This is a genomic window from Pseudomonas sp. LB3P58 (assembly GCF_054897895.1).
In genome coordinates this window covers 2,674,007-2,689,689 of record NZ_JBUBVE010000001.1, presented here as the reverse complement: position 1 = coordinate 2,689,689, position 15,683 = coordinate 2,674,007, and the positions used below count along the sequence as shown (strand labels likewise).

Below are 15,683 nucleotides of genomic sequence, written 5' to 3'. Positions count from 1 at the left end.
TGGCGGCTCTGGAAGGTATGCCTCAGATTACCGGGTGGTCATACGTTCGCTGAGTTGCAAAAGAGGCTGGCGCAATCGACCACCAACGCGGCAGTAACTGCTTGACCTTGCTATCGCCAAACCGGTCATCGATCAACATCACCACCCCTTGGTCCTGCTGGGTGCGGATCACCCTCCCCGCCGCCTGCACCACTTTCTGCACACCGGGAAACAGGTAAGTGTAGTCATAACCTGCGCCGAAAATTGCTGCCATGCGCTGTTTCAACTGCTCGTTGACCGGGTTGAGTTGCGCCAGTCCGAGGGTGGCGATAAACGCTCCGATCAGTCGCGCGCCCGGCAAGTCGATGCCTTCGCCAAACGCCCCGCCCAGCACTGCGAAACCGACGCCCTGGCTCTCGGCGGTGAACTGATCGAGAAAGTCCTGTCGCTGCCCTTCCCCCATGCCGCGGGACTGCGACCACAGATTGATGTGTGGATGTTTCTCGGCCAGCAACTGCGCCACTTGTTGCAAATAATCGAAGCTGCTGAAAAACGCCAGATAGTTGCCGGGACGTTGGCTGAACTGCCGGGCGATCAGCTCGACGATCGGTGCAAGGGATGACTGGCGATGGACGAACCGCGTAGAGATCTGGCTGACGATGTGCACTTGCAGCTGATCGGCGTGAAATGGCGATTCAACGTCTATCCACACTGTGTTCGCCGGCGTGCCCAGCAGGTCGGCATAGTAGTGGCGAGGGCTCAGGGTCGCGGAAAACAGCACGGTGCTGCGTGCAGCCGTCAAGCGTGGGCGGATGAAGCCGGCGGGCACCACGTTGCGCAGGCACAGCTGCGACAGGTTGCGTTGGCGGTCGAGGTCGCGCTTGCTGATGTCGAACAGGAACTGTTCATCGAAGAGCTCGGCCACCCGGCAAAACTGCAGCATGTCGAAATAGAAGTTCTGTAACGCTCCGTCCAGGCCCTGGGGATGATCATTCAGGTAATCGCCGATGCTCGCGCTGCACGACGACAACGCCTGGAGCAGTTTTTCCGGCGCCTTGTCATAGGCCTGATAGGCGCCGAGTTGCAGGTTATGCAGGGCATTCCACTCACGGTTGACCCGTTGCAAAGGTTTTTTCAACGCCTCGGGCGCGGTTTTTCGCACACCGTTGAGGGTCGATTGGTCGAGGCTGGCGCTGTACATCTGCCGGCCGCGCTCCACCAGGTTGTGTGCTTCGTCCACTAGCACCGCGATGTTCCAGTTATTGGCCTGGGCCAGCCCGAACAGCAGCGCGCTGAAATCGAAATAGTAGTTGTAATCGGCGACCACCACGTCTGCCCAGCGGGCCATTTCCTGGCTCAGGTAGTAGGGACAGACGTCGTGTTGCAGGGCGACCTCGCGCAAAGCGTTCTGGTTCAGTAGGGATAACTTGCTGGCCGCCTGGCGAGCGGCGGGCAAGCGATCATAAAACCCCCGGGCCAGCGGGCAGGATTCGCCGTGACAGGCTTTGTCCGGATGCTCGCAGGCCTTGTCCCGGGCGATCATTTCGAGGACCCGCAAGGGTGGCGCGTCGGCGCTGTCGAGGATCACTTGCGCGGCGTCCAGCGCCAGTTTGCGCCCCGGGGTTTTCGCCGTGAGGAAGAACACCTTGTCCAGTTGCTGCGGCGCCAGGGCCTTGAGCATCGGGAACAGCGTGCCGACCGTCTTGCCGATCCCCGTGGGCGCCTGGGCCATCAAGCAACGACCGGTGCTGACGGCCTTGAACACCGATTCCGCCAGATGACGCTGCCCCGGTCGAAAGTCGGCGTGGGGAAACGCCAGTTGTTGCGCCGCCCGATTACGCCCTTCGCGATGAGCCATTTCCTGTTCGGCCCAGTGCAGGAACAAGGCGCAATGTGCTTCGAAGAACAGCCGCAGTTGCGCGGCGCTGAACGCCTCGACCAGGCAGGTTTCCTTTTCGCTGACGATGTCGAAGTACACCAGGGCCAGATTGATCTGCGCCAGCTCCAGTTTCTGACACATCAACCAACCGTAAATTTTCGCCTGCGCCCAGTGCAGCTGACGGTGGTTGGCCGGTTGCTTGCTCAAGTCGCCGCGATAGGTTTTGACTTCTTCCAGGCAGTTTTGCGCGGGATCGTAGCCGTCGGCCCGGCCCTTTATCTTCAACGTCTGATACAAGCCTTCAAGCGCGACTTCACTCTGGTAGCCCTCGCTGCGCCGGGACGCCACCGTACGGTGCCCGACAATCCCTTCCAGCGCCGTCGGCGAAGGCGTAAAACGCAGGTCGAGGTCACCGACCTTGGCGGTGAATTCACACAGCGCCCGCACCGCGATGCTGTAACTCAAGCGCCCTGCTCCGCCCATTGCACGTAGCAGACGGCAATCGGCATCTGGTGCTCATGGCAGAACTCGAGCCAGCGCAATTGATTGTCTTGCAGGCGATCACCGGGCCCTTTGACTTCGATCATCCGGTAGGTTTTGTCCTGCGGCCAAAACTGGATCAGGTCCGGCATGCCGGCGCGATTGGCCTTGATGTCCAACAGCAGTCGATTGAACCAGTGCTTGAGGTGTTCGGCCGGCAGGCAATCGAGTGCCTGATCGAGCAATTCTTCGCTCAGCACACCCCAGAACACGAAAGGCGACTGCACGCCCCACTTGCTGGCATAGCGTTCGCGAATCGTCTGGCGGTAACGCTCGTCATCGAGTTCCGCCAGGCAGTCCTGGAACAGCTCCGCGCGGCGTGCGTGAAAGTCCTCATTGAGCAGATCCACCGGCCCACGCTGGAACGGGTGGAAAAACGCCCCCGGCAACGGCGCGAAAATCGCCGGCCAGCACAGCAGTCCGAACAGCGAATTGATCAGGCTGTTTTCGACGAAATGCACCGGTGCCGATTCTTCCGCCAAATGCGCCTGAACGTAAGACTCCACCGACAACGCCGGATCGGTTCTGGGCAGTTGCAGGTCCAGGCGCAGCATCTCCCGTGGGGACGAGCGCTTTATCACCGGACCGCCCAACTTGCGTCGCAGCCTGGGCAGCACACGCAACAACTGTTGCTGTTCGGCGGCACTTTCCGGCGATTGCTCCACCGCGGCGGCCAGGTCCATGGCCAGCTGATATTCACCGCAGCGCTCCAATACGCGAATCAACCGCAGGCGCGCGCCGGGATAGGCACACTCGCGGTAGATCGTCAGCGCGGTAGAGAAATCCGCCACGCGCTCGCAGTGCTGACCGATCTGGAACAACAGTTTGCCGCGACGTCGTTGCAGCCAGGGATTGCTCAGCGCCAGCCCTTTGATCTGCTCGACAATGCCTTCCACGGCTTCGCCGGCCTCGAAATGCTGCTGACACTCATGAAGGAAGAGGCAGGCGTCCACGTCGTCGCGGCTGCGCAGGCCTCGGGAATCGGCGCAAAACTCGACTTTTTCATAGGTAAAGATGCCCAGGTCAGCCAGTACGAACTCGGACCAGTCCTGGTAAAGATTGCCAAAAAACATCAAGCGCAGCCGGTCGCACAGGCCCATGATGGTCAGGCTGAATAATCGGTCATCCAGCGACGGGCACCACTGGCCGAAGCTGTGAGCCTGGGGAAACTGTTCGCTCAGTGCGGGCAGCCAATCGGTCTTTTTTCCCTTGGGTTGATCGATGGTGGTGCCAAAACACTGGAGAATTTCCGCCTTGAGCAGCACCTCGAACAGCGCTTCGATCGCCAGCGGCGATTGCTCATCGATCCAGCCCAGCGCCAGCAGTGGGCCGGCAGCAATGGCGATGTCGCCGATTTCGACGTAATGCAGCTTGCTCGCCCGGAAGTGATTCCCCTTGCGCATCACCATCCTGACCAGCAGCGCCCTGGGTTCACGGGGCAACCGCTTGAACTCGCGGATGAAGTGTTGCTCTTCGACACTCAGCACATCGGCATAGCGAAGCTCAAGCCAATCAAGCACTTGCATGAAGTTGTTCAAGTAGTAGAACGGATCGTCGAGAGGGTTTGCAGTCACAGGAAAAAAGGCCATGGCGAGCGAGTACTGGTTATGCGTACAGATACCAGCTACGCCCTGCCCCGTGCAAACGGAAAAGGATAAGCGGCGGCGTTAATCGGTAATTTTTCGGGCGTTTCTGAACTTTCTGTCGATCCATCGCACCTAACCGCGTTAGAGGCGCAGTGACGATTGATTTCGTTCGTGGCAGTCGCGCTGTTTTTTTGAAGGTTGAGAGGTGGTTATGAATATCAAGACTCTGGGCTTCCCCCTGGCGGTAGCGGCCTTTCTGGCCCTGGCCGGTTGCTCGACGCCAACGGTTGTAACGCTGCAGAACGGCACCCAGTATTTGACCAAGGACATGCCGAAAACCAAGACCAAGGACGGCTTCTTTGAATTCGAAGATATTTCCGGGGCGAAAGTGAAGGTCAAGGCTGATGAAGTGACCACGATTCGACGGGAAGACTAAATACCGCGTCATCGTTCATCGCAAGCAGGCTCGCTCCCACATTAGACCGAGTTCCAATGTGGGAGCGAGCCTGCTCGCGAAGAGTCCCTCACAGACGGCGCATCACCCTCAGGCGATAACAACCCCTCCACTGGACAAGCTATCCAGCCCAACCCCAACCAACGTCACCGAATCCCCGCCAAACGTCAGCACCGTATCGTGCCCCACCGCCGAGGCATGCGCCCGATAGTCGTCGTTCGGCATCACCCCCTGAACCCCGAGAAACACCAGTTTGTCGCTGGCCTGGTAACCAACCACCCGGTCCTGACCAAACGCGCCGCTAAACAGGAACGTATCGATCCCGCCCCCCGACTCCAGTAAGTCATTGCCTGCCCCGCCGACAAACACATCGTTGCCCTTGCCGCCGAGCAAATGGTCGTTGCCATCCAGCCCCAACAACCAATCGCCACCGGCGTGAGCCGTGAGCGTATCGGCCCCGGCGCCGCCCTTCACTGTTGACGCGTACTGAGTCAGGTTGTTGCCCGCCTTAAGGCCTTCGGCCGTGACGCTGTGGGTCACGTCATCCTTGAACACCCCCCACAGAAACCCCGGCTCCTTGGTCACAATGCTGCCGATGTCGCGGGTCATGCTGATGCCGCCATTGGCGTCGCGGATGTACAGGTTGCCGGCGCCGTCATTGGCGAAGTCGAAGTTTTTCACCGACTGCTGCACGTCCAGCACGTTGTTGCCCTTGCCGCCCAACAGGATGTTGTAACCACCGCCGTCGCGGAAGGTGTCGTTGCCATCGCGGCCTTCCAGGTAGTCATTGCCCTTGCCACCCTGAATCAGGTCATCGCCGTCACTGCCGATGATGAAGGTGCTGCCCTTGTGGGTTTCAGCGTTGCGATTCAGATCCTGAACCCAAGTGCTGGCGCGCGCCGGGTCCGACAGATTGGCAACGATGATCGTCGAGTCTTTGCTGGTGAGGTCGTAGAACTTCGATTCGATCACCCGGTTCATGCCGTCGCCATAGGCGGTGGGCAAGTGCGAGATCCAGGTCGGGATGTTGAGGATGGAAAACGGCAGCACATTCCACGCTGTCGAAGCGTAGTGGTCATTGAAGCTGACGATGTTATCGGTCGCCGAGACCTTGGCGGCATCGTGCACGCCCACCGATGACAGGTTGAACGATGAACCGTCGAGGGCGCGGTACACCGGGTCGTTTTCGTAACCGACGTTCAGCACTTTGTCGGTGCTGCTTTGGGTCGGCGAGGCGTAGGCGATGTAGTTGGAATCCTGGTAGAACCCGGACCACTTGTCCGTGCTCAAGTCCGCCAGGCTGTTGACCGCCAGCCCGCCGAGGCTGTGACCGCTGACCAGCACGTCCTTGCCCGACAGGCCATTGGCCCGGGCAAAGGCCGCTACGTCGCTGAGCAGGTCGCCGAACGCTTCGCCGACGTAGTTCTTGGCGTAATCCTTGGGCCCCAACGCCGCCAGCAGATCATTGATCACATCGCCGATGGAGTCGCTGATCTGGCTTTCTCGTGGGCCGCTGGTGCCGCGAAAGGCGATACCGATTTCGCTGAGATGACCCTGCGCATCGTACTTGCCGAGAATTTCCACTTGAGCGCTGGTGTACCCGGTTTTCTCGCCGAAGAACGTTCCGCGTGCGTCGACCTTGCCGTCATAGCCCAGTTGCGTGGCGGTGATGGGCGTCCAGCCGGCTTTCTGCACCGCGTCCAGCGCGGCTTTTTCCGAATCGGGGTTCCATGGGATTCCGGGAATGACGCCCTGGGAGTCGGTGCCGCCGATCAGCGCGGTCACCAGTGTCGCCGGCAAGCCAAGGCCGAAGCCGTTGTGCTGATAGCCGGTGGCAAAGCCGTTATCCAGGTTGTGGTAGGAATACAGCGTGATCGCCATCGCGTCGGTAAATAACGCTTTGGAATCGGCTGTACCGAAGTTTTTGTAGTCGTACACACCCATTGGTATTGCCTCTCTCTTTGTTGGAATTGTTAGAGATAGCTCACAACCAGGACGCCCGATCACGAGGCGCCCCGGAGCATTTAGTGCATGCAGCCTCAGGCAAACGTAATGCCTGAAGCCGACAGGTTATCCAGTCCCACCCCCACCAGGGTCACGGCAAAGTCGCCAATCTTCAGCACCGTGTCATGGCCTGACTGCGAAGCGTGTTGCGTGTAGTCATAGCCCTGCCCCGCGCCCTGAACGCCCATGAACAGCAGTTTGTCGCTGCCCTGGTAGCCATTGACCACGTCGAAACCGAAGGCGCCGCTGAACAGGAACGTGTTGTTGCCACCCGAGGCTTGCATCACGTCATTGCCCACGCCACCGACGAAGGTCACGTGGCTTTTGTCGCTGCGCAGCAGGTCGTCACCGGCATTGCCGAACAACCAGTCGCCGTCGACGCTGGCTGCCAGTGTGTTGCCGTAGGCATCACCGTTAAGCGAGTGGTTGTAGTGGGTCAGTTCGCTGCCGTTGAGCAAACCGTTGGCGGTCACGCTGTAAGTCACCTCCTTGCTCCCCCACCATGAGCCCGACTCCTGACTGACCAGCGCGCCGATGTCGCGGGTCATGCTGATGCCGCCATAGGCATCACGCACGTACAGCGTGCCGTCGCCATCATTGGCAAAGCTGAAGTTCTGCAACGGCTTCTGCAATTCGAAGGTGTTGCTGCCCTTGCCGCCCAGCAGGAGGTTGTAGCCACCATCATCGCGGAACCGGTCATTGCCATCGCGGCCTTCGATGAAGTCATTACCGGCACCGCCCTTGAGCAGGTCGTTGCTGTCGGTGCCGATGATGAATGTGCTGCCGGAGTGAGGTTCGCCGCTGCGACCGAGGTCCTCGACCCAGGTCTTGCCCCGGGACGCTTCCGCCAGGTTGGACACGATCAGCGTCGAGTCCTTGTCGGTGAGGTTGTAGAAACGCGAGTCGATCACCCGGTTCAACCCGTCGGCGTAACCCAGCGAGCCGTGGGCCGACCAGTTCAGCGGGTTGAGGATGCTGAACGGCACCAGGTTCTGCGAGGTGGACGCGTACTGGTCATTGAAGTTGACGATGTTGTTGGTCGCCGAATCCTGATGTCCGTCGTGCTTGCCCAGCGAGCCGCTGCTGAACGTGGTGCCGTCGAGTACCCGAAACACCGGATCGTTCTCGTAACCGATGTTCAGCACGTTGTTGCCGGTTGCGCTCTGGGTCGGCGAGGCGAAGGCAACGTAGTTGGCCTCCTTGAAGAAACCGCCCCAGTTGTTGCCACTCAGTTCGGCGAGGCTGTTGACGCCCAGCCCGCCCAGGCTATGCCCGCTGACCAGCACGTCCCTGGCGCTCAGGCCATGGGCAATCGAAAACGCAGCGACGTCCTTGAGCAAACTGTCGAAGGCGTTTTTCGCGTAGTTCGTCGCGTAATCCACCGGGCCGACAGCCGCCAGCAGGTTGTTTTTCATGTCGCCGAAGGTGTCGCTGTAACCCAGGCCGCCGGTGCCTCGGAAGGCAATGCCGATACCGATCAGCTTGCCCGCCGCGTCGTATTTGCCGAGTACTTCGGCTTCGGCGCTGGTGAAGCCGTCCTTCTCGCCATAGAAGGTGCCTTGTGCGCCGACCTTGCCTTGATAACCCAGCTGTGTAGCGCCAATCGGCGCCCAACCGGTCGCAGGCAGTGGCTGCCCCGTCGGGGTGTACGCGTACAACGTCAGGGCGATGGCGTCGCTGTACAACGCCTTGCCGTCAGCATTTTTGTAATCAAACAGTCCCATAAGCTTGCTTCCTTTGCGTCAAATCAGAACTGCCAGTCGAGCGTCAGACCCACACCGTGGTCTTTCTCGCGGGAGCCGAGCAGTCCGTTGTAATCCAGGCTCAAACGAACGTCCTGCGCCACCGCCAAACCGGCCCGCGCACCAATGACGGCAGCGTTACGGTCCAGGGAAACGCTCTGCACGCTGAACGCGGTGTTGCCGTTGGCGAAGGCCAGGTGGTCTTCGGAACGGGTGTTGCTCAGGTTGTGCTGCCAGCCCAGCGTGCCGGACAGTTCCAGCTGCTGCTTGTCCGACAGGGCAATCGCTTTGCTCGCCCGCAGGCCGAGGGTCGAGAGCACGGCGTCGCGGTTGTCTTCGCCGCCCTTGAGCGCTGCGGCATCACCTTTCTCGGTGAAGCTGTCGCTGTTCAGGTGCACGTAAGCCAGGTTGGCGAACGGTTCCAGCGCCAGCGGTTGCAGGTCCAGGCGATACGCCGCTTCGGTAAACAGTTGTGCGGTTGTCGCATCGCGTTTGGATTTCTGTTTGCCGCTGACGTCGCCGAGTTGCAGGTCACGCTTCACGTCAATGCGGTGCCAGCTGTAGGCGCCGCCGACGCTCAGACGCAGTGCATCGATTTCATGGCCCAGATAGGCGCCCAGGTGGTAGCTATCGACGGAGGCTGACGAATGCGTGCCATCACCCATGCTCAACGAACTGTCGCTGTAACCGGTCACGAAACCCAGCCGCGTATCTTCAGTGATCAGCCCGTCGACACCGGCCAGCAAGCCGCCGATGGAGCTGTTGGAACTGGCGTTGTCATGCCCGCCATCGCTCTTGCCCCAGGCGCCGAGGACTTTGACCCAAGCGTTGCTGCGGTCATCGGTCGGTGCCGCAGCATTGAACAGATCACGTTCACGCAGGCGTTCGCCGACGGCATCGCGCAGGTAACGGCTGTCGTTGATCAGCAGTGTGCCGATCGCCGGGTGAATCTCACCGGACAGTTGCTGGAAGGCTTGTTGCGCGACGGCGGCGGTCGGCGAAAGCAGCAAAGTTTCATAGAGCGGATTGCCGGCGCCCAGTTGCTCGGCGGCCGCAGCGACGGCGCGTTGGTTCGGTGTTTGGCCGACGCTGGCGAAGGACGCTGCGTTGCGCTCTACCGCCAGTTGGATGCCATTGGCCGAATAGCCGAGTGTGCCTCCGATGAACAGATAATCCGGGAGCACGGCGCCGAAACGCCCTTCGATCCCGCCGGCCGCTTGCAGAATGTTGTATTGATTGCCGAGCAGGGATTTCACTTCGCTGGTGGTCAGCAAGGTCGGGCTATTTTCCAGGGACAGGCTGACGGTAGCGCCGTCGATCACGGCTTTACCGCCCGCCACGATCTGATCGCTGCTGGTCGGCGATAACTCCACGGCGTAGGTCGAACCAGGCTCGAAGGTGACGTCGCCCGCCACTTGCAAGGTGCCGATGGAATTGCCAGGCGCCACGGTGCCACCGCTTTTCGCGGTCAACGCGCCGATGCGGCCATTACCGCCGAGGATCCCGCTGTCGTTGACGGTGACCGCCGAGAGCAGCGAGCCGTTGATGGCCAATCGGCCCTGATTGACCAGCGTCGGGCCGCCGTAGGTGTTGGCGCCGGTCAGCACCAGCGTGCCGATGCCCTGCTTGGTCAGGCCACCATGGCCGGAAATGTCGTTGCGCCACGTGTCGAGGCCGCAGTGCACGTCATTGCACACGCGTTGAGTCGGTTTGCCCGCGTCGATGATCGCGCCGATCCCTGGCAAGTCCGCCACAAACTGACTGGAACCATAGGCACCCTGAATGCGGAACTCCTCGGGAATGTCTTGCTCGGTGACAAACATCGCCGGGCCATCGATGCCTTTGCGCAGGTTGATCATGCCCCAGCCATACAGCGAATCGACACCTGGCGCACCGAGGTCGGTGGCCGTGGTGCGCAACACGCTGGCGACCTGGGCGCCGGTCATGTACGGGAAGCGTTCCATCAGCACAGCCATGGAACCGGCGACATGCGGCGCCGCCATCGACGTGCCGTTGTAGTTGGTGTAGCCGGTGGTCAGGTTGTCGGCGTTGGTACCGCTGATGATCGAGCTGTAGATCTTGCTGCCCGGTGCGGACACGCAAAAGCTGGCGGTGTAGCCGCAGCGCGAAGAGAAGGTGCTGATGTTGTAGAAGTCCGGGCTGTTGAGGTCCGGGTTTTTCTGCAACGCCGCCACGGTCACCCAGTTCGGCGCGATGTCCGGGACGAAATAGCCCAGGCCGGCGATGGCGTCCGGGTTGTTGAGGTTGTAGTCGTTACCGGCCGCGAAGATCGTCACGATACCGCTGCGGGCCGCCGCGATGGCACCATCGTAGGCTCCGCCCGGTTTGGTCCCGAGCAACGGACGGATCTCGTTGAACTGCAATTGCGCGTCTTGCACGGTGAAATGCGGGTAGGCGGGGTTGCGTCCGCCGAGGTCGAAACGATCGGTGATGCCGATGCCCCAACTGTTGTTGATGATCCGCGCGCCGCTGGCGATCAAGGCATCCCAACCAGCCTTGTAGACCGCGCCGTCGTTGCCGCGAATGATGCCGTCCTCCGGGCCCGGATCACCGTTGTCCGCACTGATGATCTGTGCGCCAAACGCCACGCCATGCATCGGGCCACCATCGCGACTGCCGGCAGCGATCCCGCCAACGTGGGTGCCGTGGGCACCCAGCTTGCCGTCGTAACCGATCGAGGGCGAACCGTCGTAGCGAAACGCATCGCCGGCTTTGACCGGGATGTACGGGTCGGTGTATTCGCGGATGCCGCTGGTGACCAGAGTGATCACTTTGTTGGGGCCGGAAAACTCCGGATGCGCGGCGTAGACCGGTTGGTCGAAGATCCCCAGCTTCACGCCTTTACCGGTGTAACCGGCGGCGTAGGCCTCTTGTGCGTTGACCGCTCCCAGCCCCCAATCGGCATTGAATTCAGTGCTGCGCCAACTGTTGGGATCGCCTGCTCTACCGTTTTCCACGTAAGGCGCCGCTTGCGCGGTACCGAGGGTGGCCAATGCGCAGAGCATGGCAAGGTTGTTGTGCTTGTTATTCATCCAGCTACCGTCCTTAGTTGTGTTGCCAAAATCCCTGTGCCTTGAAAAGCACCCTTCAAATTCACACACATCCTGGGTTTGCATTAAAACTGCCAATTTAGGCTCAGCCCTACGCCATGGCTTTTCTCGCGGCTGGCCAGTTGGCCGGTGTAATCGAGGTTCAAGCGGATGTCCCGGCTCAGGGCCAGGCTGGCATGGGCGCCCACCAGCGCCGCATCACGCACCATTGGCGAACTCTCCACGGAAAACGCTGTGCTGCCGCCGGCAAACGCCAGGTGTTCTTCGGAGTCGGTATGGCTCAGGTTGTGCTGCCAGCCGAGGCTGCCGCTCAGGTCCAGTTTCTGCTGGCCGGACAGGTTCACGGTTTTCAATGCGCGCACGCCCAATGTGCTGAGCACCGCGTCACGCGTGTCGCCACTGCTTTTCAGTGCGGCGGCATCACCTTTCTCGGTGAAACCTTCGGTGTCGAGGTGCACGTAAGCCAGGTTCGCGAAAGGTTCGACTGCCAGCGGTTGCAGGTTCAGGCGATACGCCGCTTCACCGAACACTTGGGTGGTCCCGGCATCAACCTTGGCTTTCTGTTTGGCGCTGACGTCGCCGTATTGCAGGTCACGTTTGACGTCGGCGCGATGCCAGCTGTAGGCACCGCCGGCACTCAGACGCCAGGCACCTGACTCGCGGCCGGCATAAGCACCCAAGTGATAGCTGTCGACCTTGGCCGATGAGTGAGTGCCGGAGCCCATGCTCACCGAGCTGTCGCTATAGCCGGTGACCAGACCGATCCGGGTTTGCTCATCGAGCGCCCCGTCGACCCCGGCGAGCAAGCCGCCAATCGAGGTGGTGTAACCGGCGGTGTCATGGCGCTCATCGGTCTTGCCCCAGGCGCCCAGCGCCTTGATCCAGCCATTGCTTTGAGCGCCTTGGGCGTCAATCAGTCGCTCGCCAACAGCATCACGCAGGTAGCGGCTGTCGTTGATCAGTACCGAACCCAGCGCCGGATAGATTTCTCCCGACAACTGCTGAAACGCCTGTTGGGCGGATGTCGCGGTGGGCGACAGCAGCAAGCTTTCGTAAACCGGATTGCCCGCCCCTAGCCCTTCAACGGCGGAGGCTACGGCGCGCTGGTTCGGCGTTTGGCCGACGCTGGCGAAGGTTGTGTCGTTACGCTCGACACTCAGTTGAATACCGGTGGCGGCGTAATCGAGGCTGCCGCCGATGAATAGATAATTGGGCAACACCGCGCCGAACTGACCTTGAATACCGCCGGCCGCTTGCAGGATGTTGTACTGATGACCGAGCAGGCTTTGCACTTGTTGAGTGCTGAGCAAGGTCGGGCTGTTTTCCAGTGACAGGCTGACGGTCGCGCCGCTGACCGTGGCCGTGCCGCCCGCGACGATCCGGTCGCTCTCGGTCGGCGACAGCTCCACCGCGTAGGTTGAACCCGGCGCAAACGTGACGTCGCCGCTGACCTGCAAGGTGCCAATGGAATTGCCGGGCGCAACCGTGGCGCCGCGGTTGGCGGTCAGTGCGCCGACGCGCCCCGATCCGCCCAGCGTGCCGCTGTCATTGACGGTCACTTGCGATGCCAGCGAACCGTTGACCGACAGCAGACCGCCATTCACCGAAGTCGACCCGCGATAAGTGCTGTCGCCGGTCAGCATCAGGCGTCCGGCACCGGACTTGATCAGGCTGCCTTCGTAGACCCGAGTGGAGGCGGCGAGATCGCGGGTCGTGCCCACCGCATAGTCGGTCTGATCCTGCTGACTGGCACCGACCGGTACACCGTTCTCCCAACCTTTGGTCAGCAGTGTCTGTTGCCAGGCACTGTGTTCCGCCGCGTCTTCGCTCTGACGCTGAATCAGCGCCTTGTCGGTGATGTTGTTGCTCCAGACATCGCTCTGCCCTGCCCCCAGATTGGCGTCGAAACGTCCGAGTAATTGCCCCGGCCCGTGCATCGCCCGTTCTAGATTGGCGACGCCCCAGCCGACGCGGGTATTCGGCGCTTCGGTGATCGAACCGTCGAGTTGGGTGGCGGTGGTCAGTAAGGTTTCCAGCGCCTGCTGGTTGTTCATGTACGGATAGCGTTCCATCACCAGCGCCAAGGCACCGGTGGCATGCGGCGCGGACATGGAGGTGCCGGACTTGATCGCATAGCCTGCGCCGGGAATGGTGCTGTCGATCTTCGCGCCGGGGGTGGTGATGCACCAATACTTGGCGATCCCGCACTGGTTGTATTTCTGCTGGTTGCCTTGATCCAGCCCCGACACCGCCAGCCAGTGGCCTTCCAGGTCCGGCTCAAAATACGGCAAGGCAGAACGCACGCTGGCGTTGGGGTAACCGCTGTTACCGGCGCTGAACACGTTGATCACGCCGCGTCTGGAAACGTCTGCGGCCTCATCGAGCCAGGTGCCTTTGTTCCAGTGCTGGGCGTAGGCCGCATGCAGATCGTCGAGGGTCCGATAGCTGACGTCCGGTGGTTGGCTGCCCCAGCTGTTGTTGATCGCTCGCACACCGGCATCCGCCAACGCGTTGTAGACCGCTTTGAAGTAGCGTGGATCAGGATTGGGGCCGAACAGGAAACTGTCGTTCTTGTTGGTGTTGCCGACGTAGACCTGCGCGTTGTAGGCCACGCCGTGCATGCCGGTACCGTCGCGGGAAGCGCCGATGGTGCCGGCGACGTGCGTGCCGTGGGAGTCGTTGTTGGCGTTGAGCGTGCCGTCGACGTTGAACTGGGTGCCGTCAACGTAACGGCCGCTGGCGGTCACCCCGTGGTAACGGTCGGAGGCGAATTCGGGATGGGCAGCATCGAAACCTGAATCGAGCTCGCCGATTTTCACGCCTTTGCCAGTGATGCCGGCGGCGTAGGCTTGATCGGCCTGCATACGGGCCAGTCCCCAGTCGCGCTGGAACTCCGTCGTGCGCCAACTGGCGGCATCGCCGGGTGTGCCGGTTTCCAGGTAAGCGGCTTGCACCGAGCCGGGCATTGCTGACACCAGGAGTAATAGCGTGCCGACCGACATCGGCTTGATCTGTACGTCCGTGTTCATGACTTCTCGCTTTTTTTGTTTTTTTTGGGGGCATCTATCGCGTTCTTGGGCCTTGGCCAAACGCCTCGTCAACCTTGGCCAAATCCTGCTCATTCAACGTCCCGGCGTAGTAATGCAACTTGGTCCAGGCCATCAAGTAGTCGTAGCGTGCCTGTGCCAGATCGCGGCGGGTGGTAAATAGTTGTTGTTCGGCGTTCAGCGCATCGAGGTTGACCCGCTCACCGCCCAAGATGCTTTGCTTGGTCGAAACCACCAGCGCTTCGGCAGACGTCAGGGCCTTCTGATAAGCCCGCAATTTGTTCACACCGGACAAGCAGGCGCTGAACTGCCGACGCAGCTGGATCAGGGTTTCCCGGGTCTTGCCGTCCAGTTCGTACTCGGCCTGCTCCATGGTGCGGCTGGCCTGACGGGTCGAGGCCGAGACCCCACCACCCGCATACAGCGGCACGCTGACTTCAATCCCGATGGTGTTGGTGTCGTAGCGCTGGTTGTAGGTGTTGCCGCTTTCCGACTCGTTCTGGCGCACCGAGGCGTAAGCGCTGACTTTGGGCAGGTGTCCGGCGCGGTTGCGTTCAACCTCGTAACGCGCCACTTCCACGGCCTGACGCTGGGAGGCCAGGTTCGGGTTGTTGGCCACCGCCATCTCGTGCCAGGTGTCGTAATTGGCCGGCTGCAGGGTGAACGTCTGGAAACGCTGATCCAGCGGCGCCAAATCCCCGATATTGATCACCGGCACACCAATCAGAGCGCCCAACTCTCGTAACGACGCGTCCTGCTCATCACGGGCTTCGATTTCCTCGGCCGTGGCCAGTTCATAGCGGGACTCGGCCTCAAGGATGTCGGTGCGTGTGCCCTCGCCCTGGCGGAACATGTGTTCGTTCTGCTGGAACTGTTGCTCGAAAGCCTTTTTCTTGGCCTGCGCGATGTCGATCTGATCCTGAGCGAACAACGCCTGGGTGTAATTCTCCAGCACCCGAACCAGCAATTCCTGGCTCTTGCCCCGAAAGGCTTCGTCGGCAAACAGCGATTGCGCCACACCTTTGCGGTACGACGCGTAAGCCTCGTAGTCGAGCAGCGGTTGTTGCAGGGTCAGGGTCGAGCCGTAACTGCTGTAGTTGCGATCATCGGTGCGGTTCTGCCCGCGCTCATTGAGGGCGGTGGCCTTGGAGGAGTTGCGCCCCTTGTTGTAGTTGTAACCGATCCTGGGCAACAGCCCGGCGCGGCCGATGGCGCGGTTTTCAAGGCCGGCATCGCGTTCCTTGATGGCGCCGAGAAACACCGGATCATTGCGCAATGCTTGTTCGTAGACCTCGAACGGCCCCATGGCCAGCACACTGTTGCAGGTCAGCAACGCCAGAGTCGCTGCGAGCATGGAAAGCTTATTCATACAGCGGAACAT

Annotated in this window: 8 protein-coding genes; 1 reads left to right on the top strand and 7 read right to left on the bottom strand. The window is 61.0% G+C overall.

Going from position 1 to position 15,683, the window contains the following annotated elements; all coding sequences use genetic code 11:
• Nucleotides 1–22 precede the first annotated feature (22 nt).
• Nucleotides 23–2,323, bottom strand: a complete 2,301-nt coding sequence (locus ACYZTZ_RS12580) for an ATP-dependent DNA helicase (protein WP_461998421.1) — start codon at nucleotides 2,321–2,323, stop codon at nucleotides 23–25.
• Nucleotides 2,320–3,987 carry a VRR-NUC domain-containing protein gene (locus tag ACYZTZ_RS12575; RefSeq protein WP_461998420.1) on the bottom strand — a complete coding sequence of 556 codons (1,668 nt, stop codon included), beginning with the start codon at nucleotides 3,985–3,987 and terminating at the stop codon, nucleotides 2,320–2,322. Before ACYZTZ_RS12575 ends, ACYZTZ_RS12580 begins: the two co-directional genes overlap by 4 nt.
• Before the next feature lie 208 nt (nucleotides 3,988–4,195).
• Between ACYZTZ_RS12575 and ACYZTZ_RS12570 the strand changes: the two genes are divergently transcribed.
• Nucleotides 4,196–4,420 carry a YgdI/YgdR family lipoprotein gene (locus ACYZTZ_RS12570; protein WP_461998419.1) on the top strand — a complete coding sequence of 75 codons (225 nt, stop codon included), beginning with the start codon at nucleotides 4,196–4,198 and terminating at the stop codon, nucleotides 4,418–4,420.
• Between the two features lie 108 nt (nucleotides 4,421–4,528).
• On the opposite strand, the gene ACYZTZ_RS12565 is transcribed toward ACYZTZ_RS12570, so the two are convergent.
• From ACYZTZ_RS12565 to ACYZTZ_RS12545, 5 genes are all read right to left on the bottom strand, one after another.
• Nucleotides 4,529–6,382 (bottom strand): polyurethane esterase, encoded by a 1,854-nt coding sequence (locus ACYZTZ_RS12565; RefSeq protein WP_461998418.1) that lies wholly within the window; start codon nucleotides 6,380–6,382, stop codon nucleotides 4,529–4,531.
• A gap of 95 nt (nucleotides 6,383–6,477) precedes the next feature.
• Complete coding sequence (locus ACYZTZ_RS12560) at nucleotides 6,478–8,166, bottom strand: polyurethane esterase (protein WP_461998417.1); 1,689 nt, start codon at nucleotides 8,164–8,166, stop codon at nucleotides 6,478–6,480.
• A 23-nt stretch (nucleotides 8,167–8,189) separates the two neighbouring features.
• A complete protein-coding gene (locus tag ACYZTZ_RS12555; protein WP_461998416.1) occupies nucleotides 8,190–11,237 on the bottom strand; it encodes an autotransporter domain-containing protein in 3,048 nt (1,015 codons plus the stop codon).
• An 83-nt stretch (nucleotides 11,238–11,320) separates the two neighbouring features.
• Nucleotides 11,321–14,284 carry an autotransporter serine peptidase EprS gene (gene eprS / locus ACYZTZ_RS12550; protein ID WP_461998415.1) on the bottom strand — a complete coding sequence of 988 codons (2,964 nt, stop codon included), beginning with the start codon at nucleotides 14,282–14,284 and terminating at the stop codon, nucleotides 11,321–11,323.
• Between the two features lie 34 nt (nucleotides 14,285–14,318).
• Nucleotides 14,319–15,683: a TolC family outer membrane protein gene (locus ACYZTZ_RS12545; protein WP_461998414.1), complete on the bottom strand. Its 1,365-nt coding sequence runs from the start codon at nucleotides 15,681–15,683 to the stop codon at nucleotides 14,319–14,321.

Coding starts and splice junctions, on each gene's coding strand:
- ACYZTZ_RS12575 (WP_461998420.1), bottom strand. CDS start 3,987: ATGGCCTTTTTTCCTGTGACTGCAAACCCTCTCGACGATCCGTTCTAC.
- ACYZTZ_RS12570 (WP_461998419.1), top strand. CDS start 4,196: ATGAATATCAAGACTCTGGGCTTCCCCCTGGCGGTAGCGGCCTTTCTG.
- ACYZTZ_RS12565 (WP_461998418.1), bottom strand. CDS start 6,382: ATGGGTGTGTACGACTACAAAAACTTCGGTACAGCCGATTCCAAAGCG.
- ACYZTZ_RS12560 (WP_461998417.1), bottom strand. CDS start 8,166: ATGGGACTGTTTGATTACAAAAATGCTGACGGCAAGGCGTTGTACAGC.
- ACYZTZ_RS12555 (WP_461998416.1), bottom strand. CDS start 11,237: ATGAATAACAAGCACAACAACCTTGCCATGCTCTGCGCATTGGCCACC.
- eprS (WP_461998415.1), bottom strand. CDS start 14,284: ATGAACACGGACGTACAGATCAAGCCGATGTCGGTCGGCACGCTATTA.
- ACYZTZ_RS12545 (WP_461998414.1), bottom strand. CDS start 15,683: ATGTTCCGCTGTATGAATAAGCTTTCCATGCTCGCAGCGACTCTGGCG.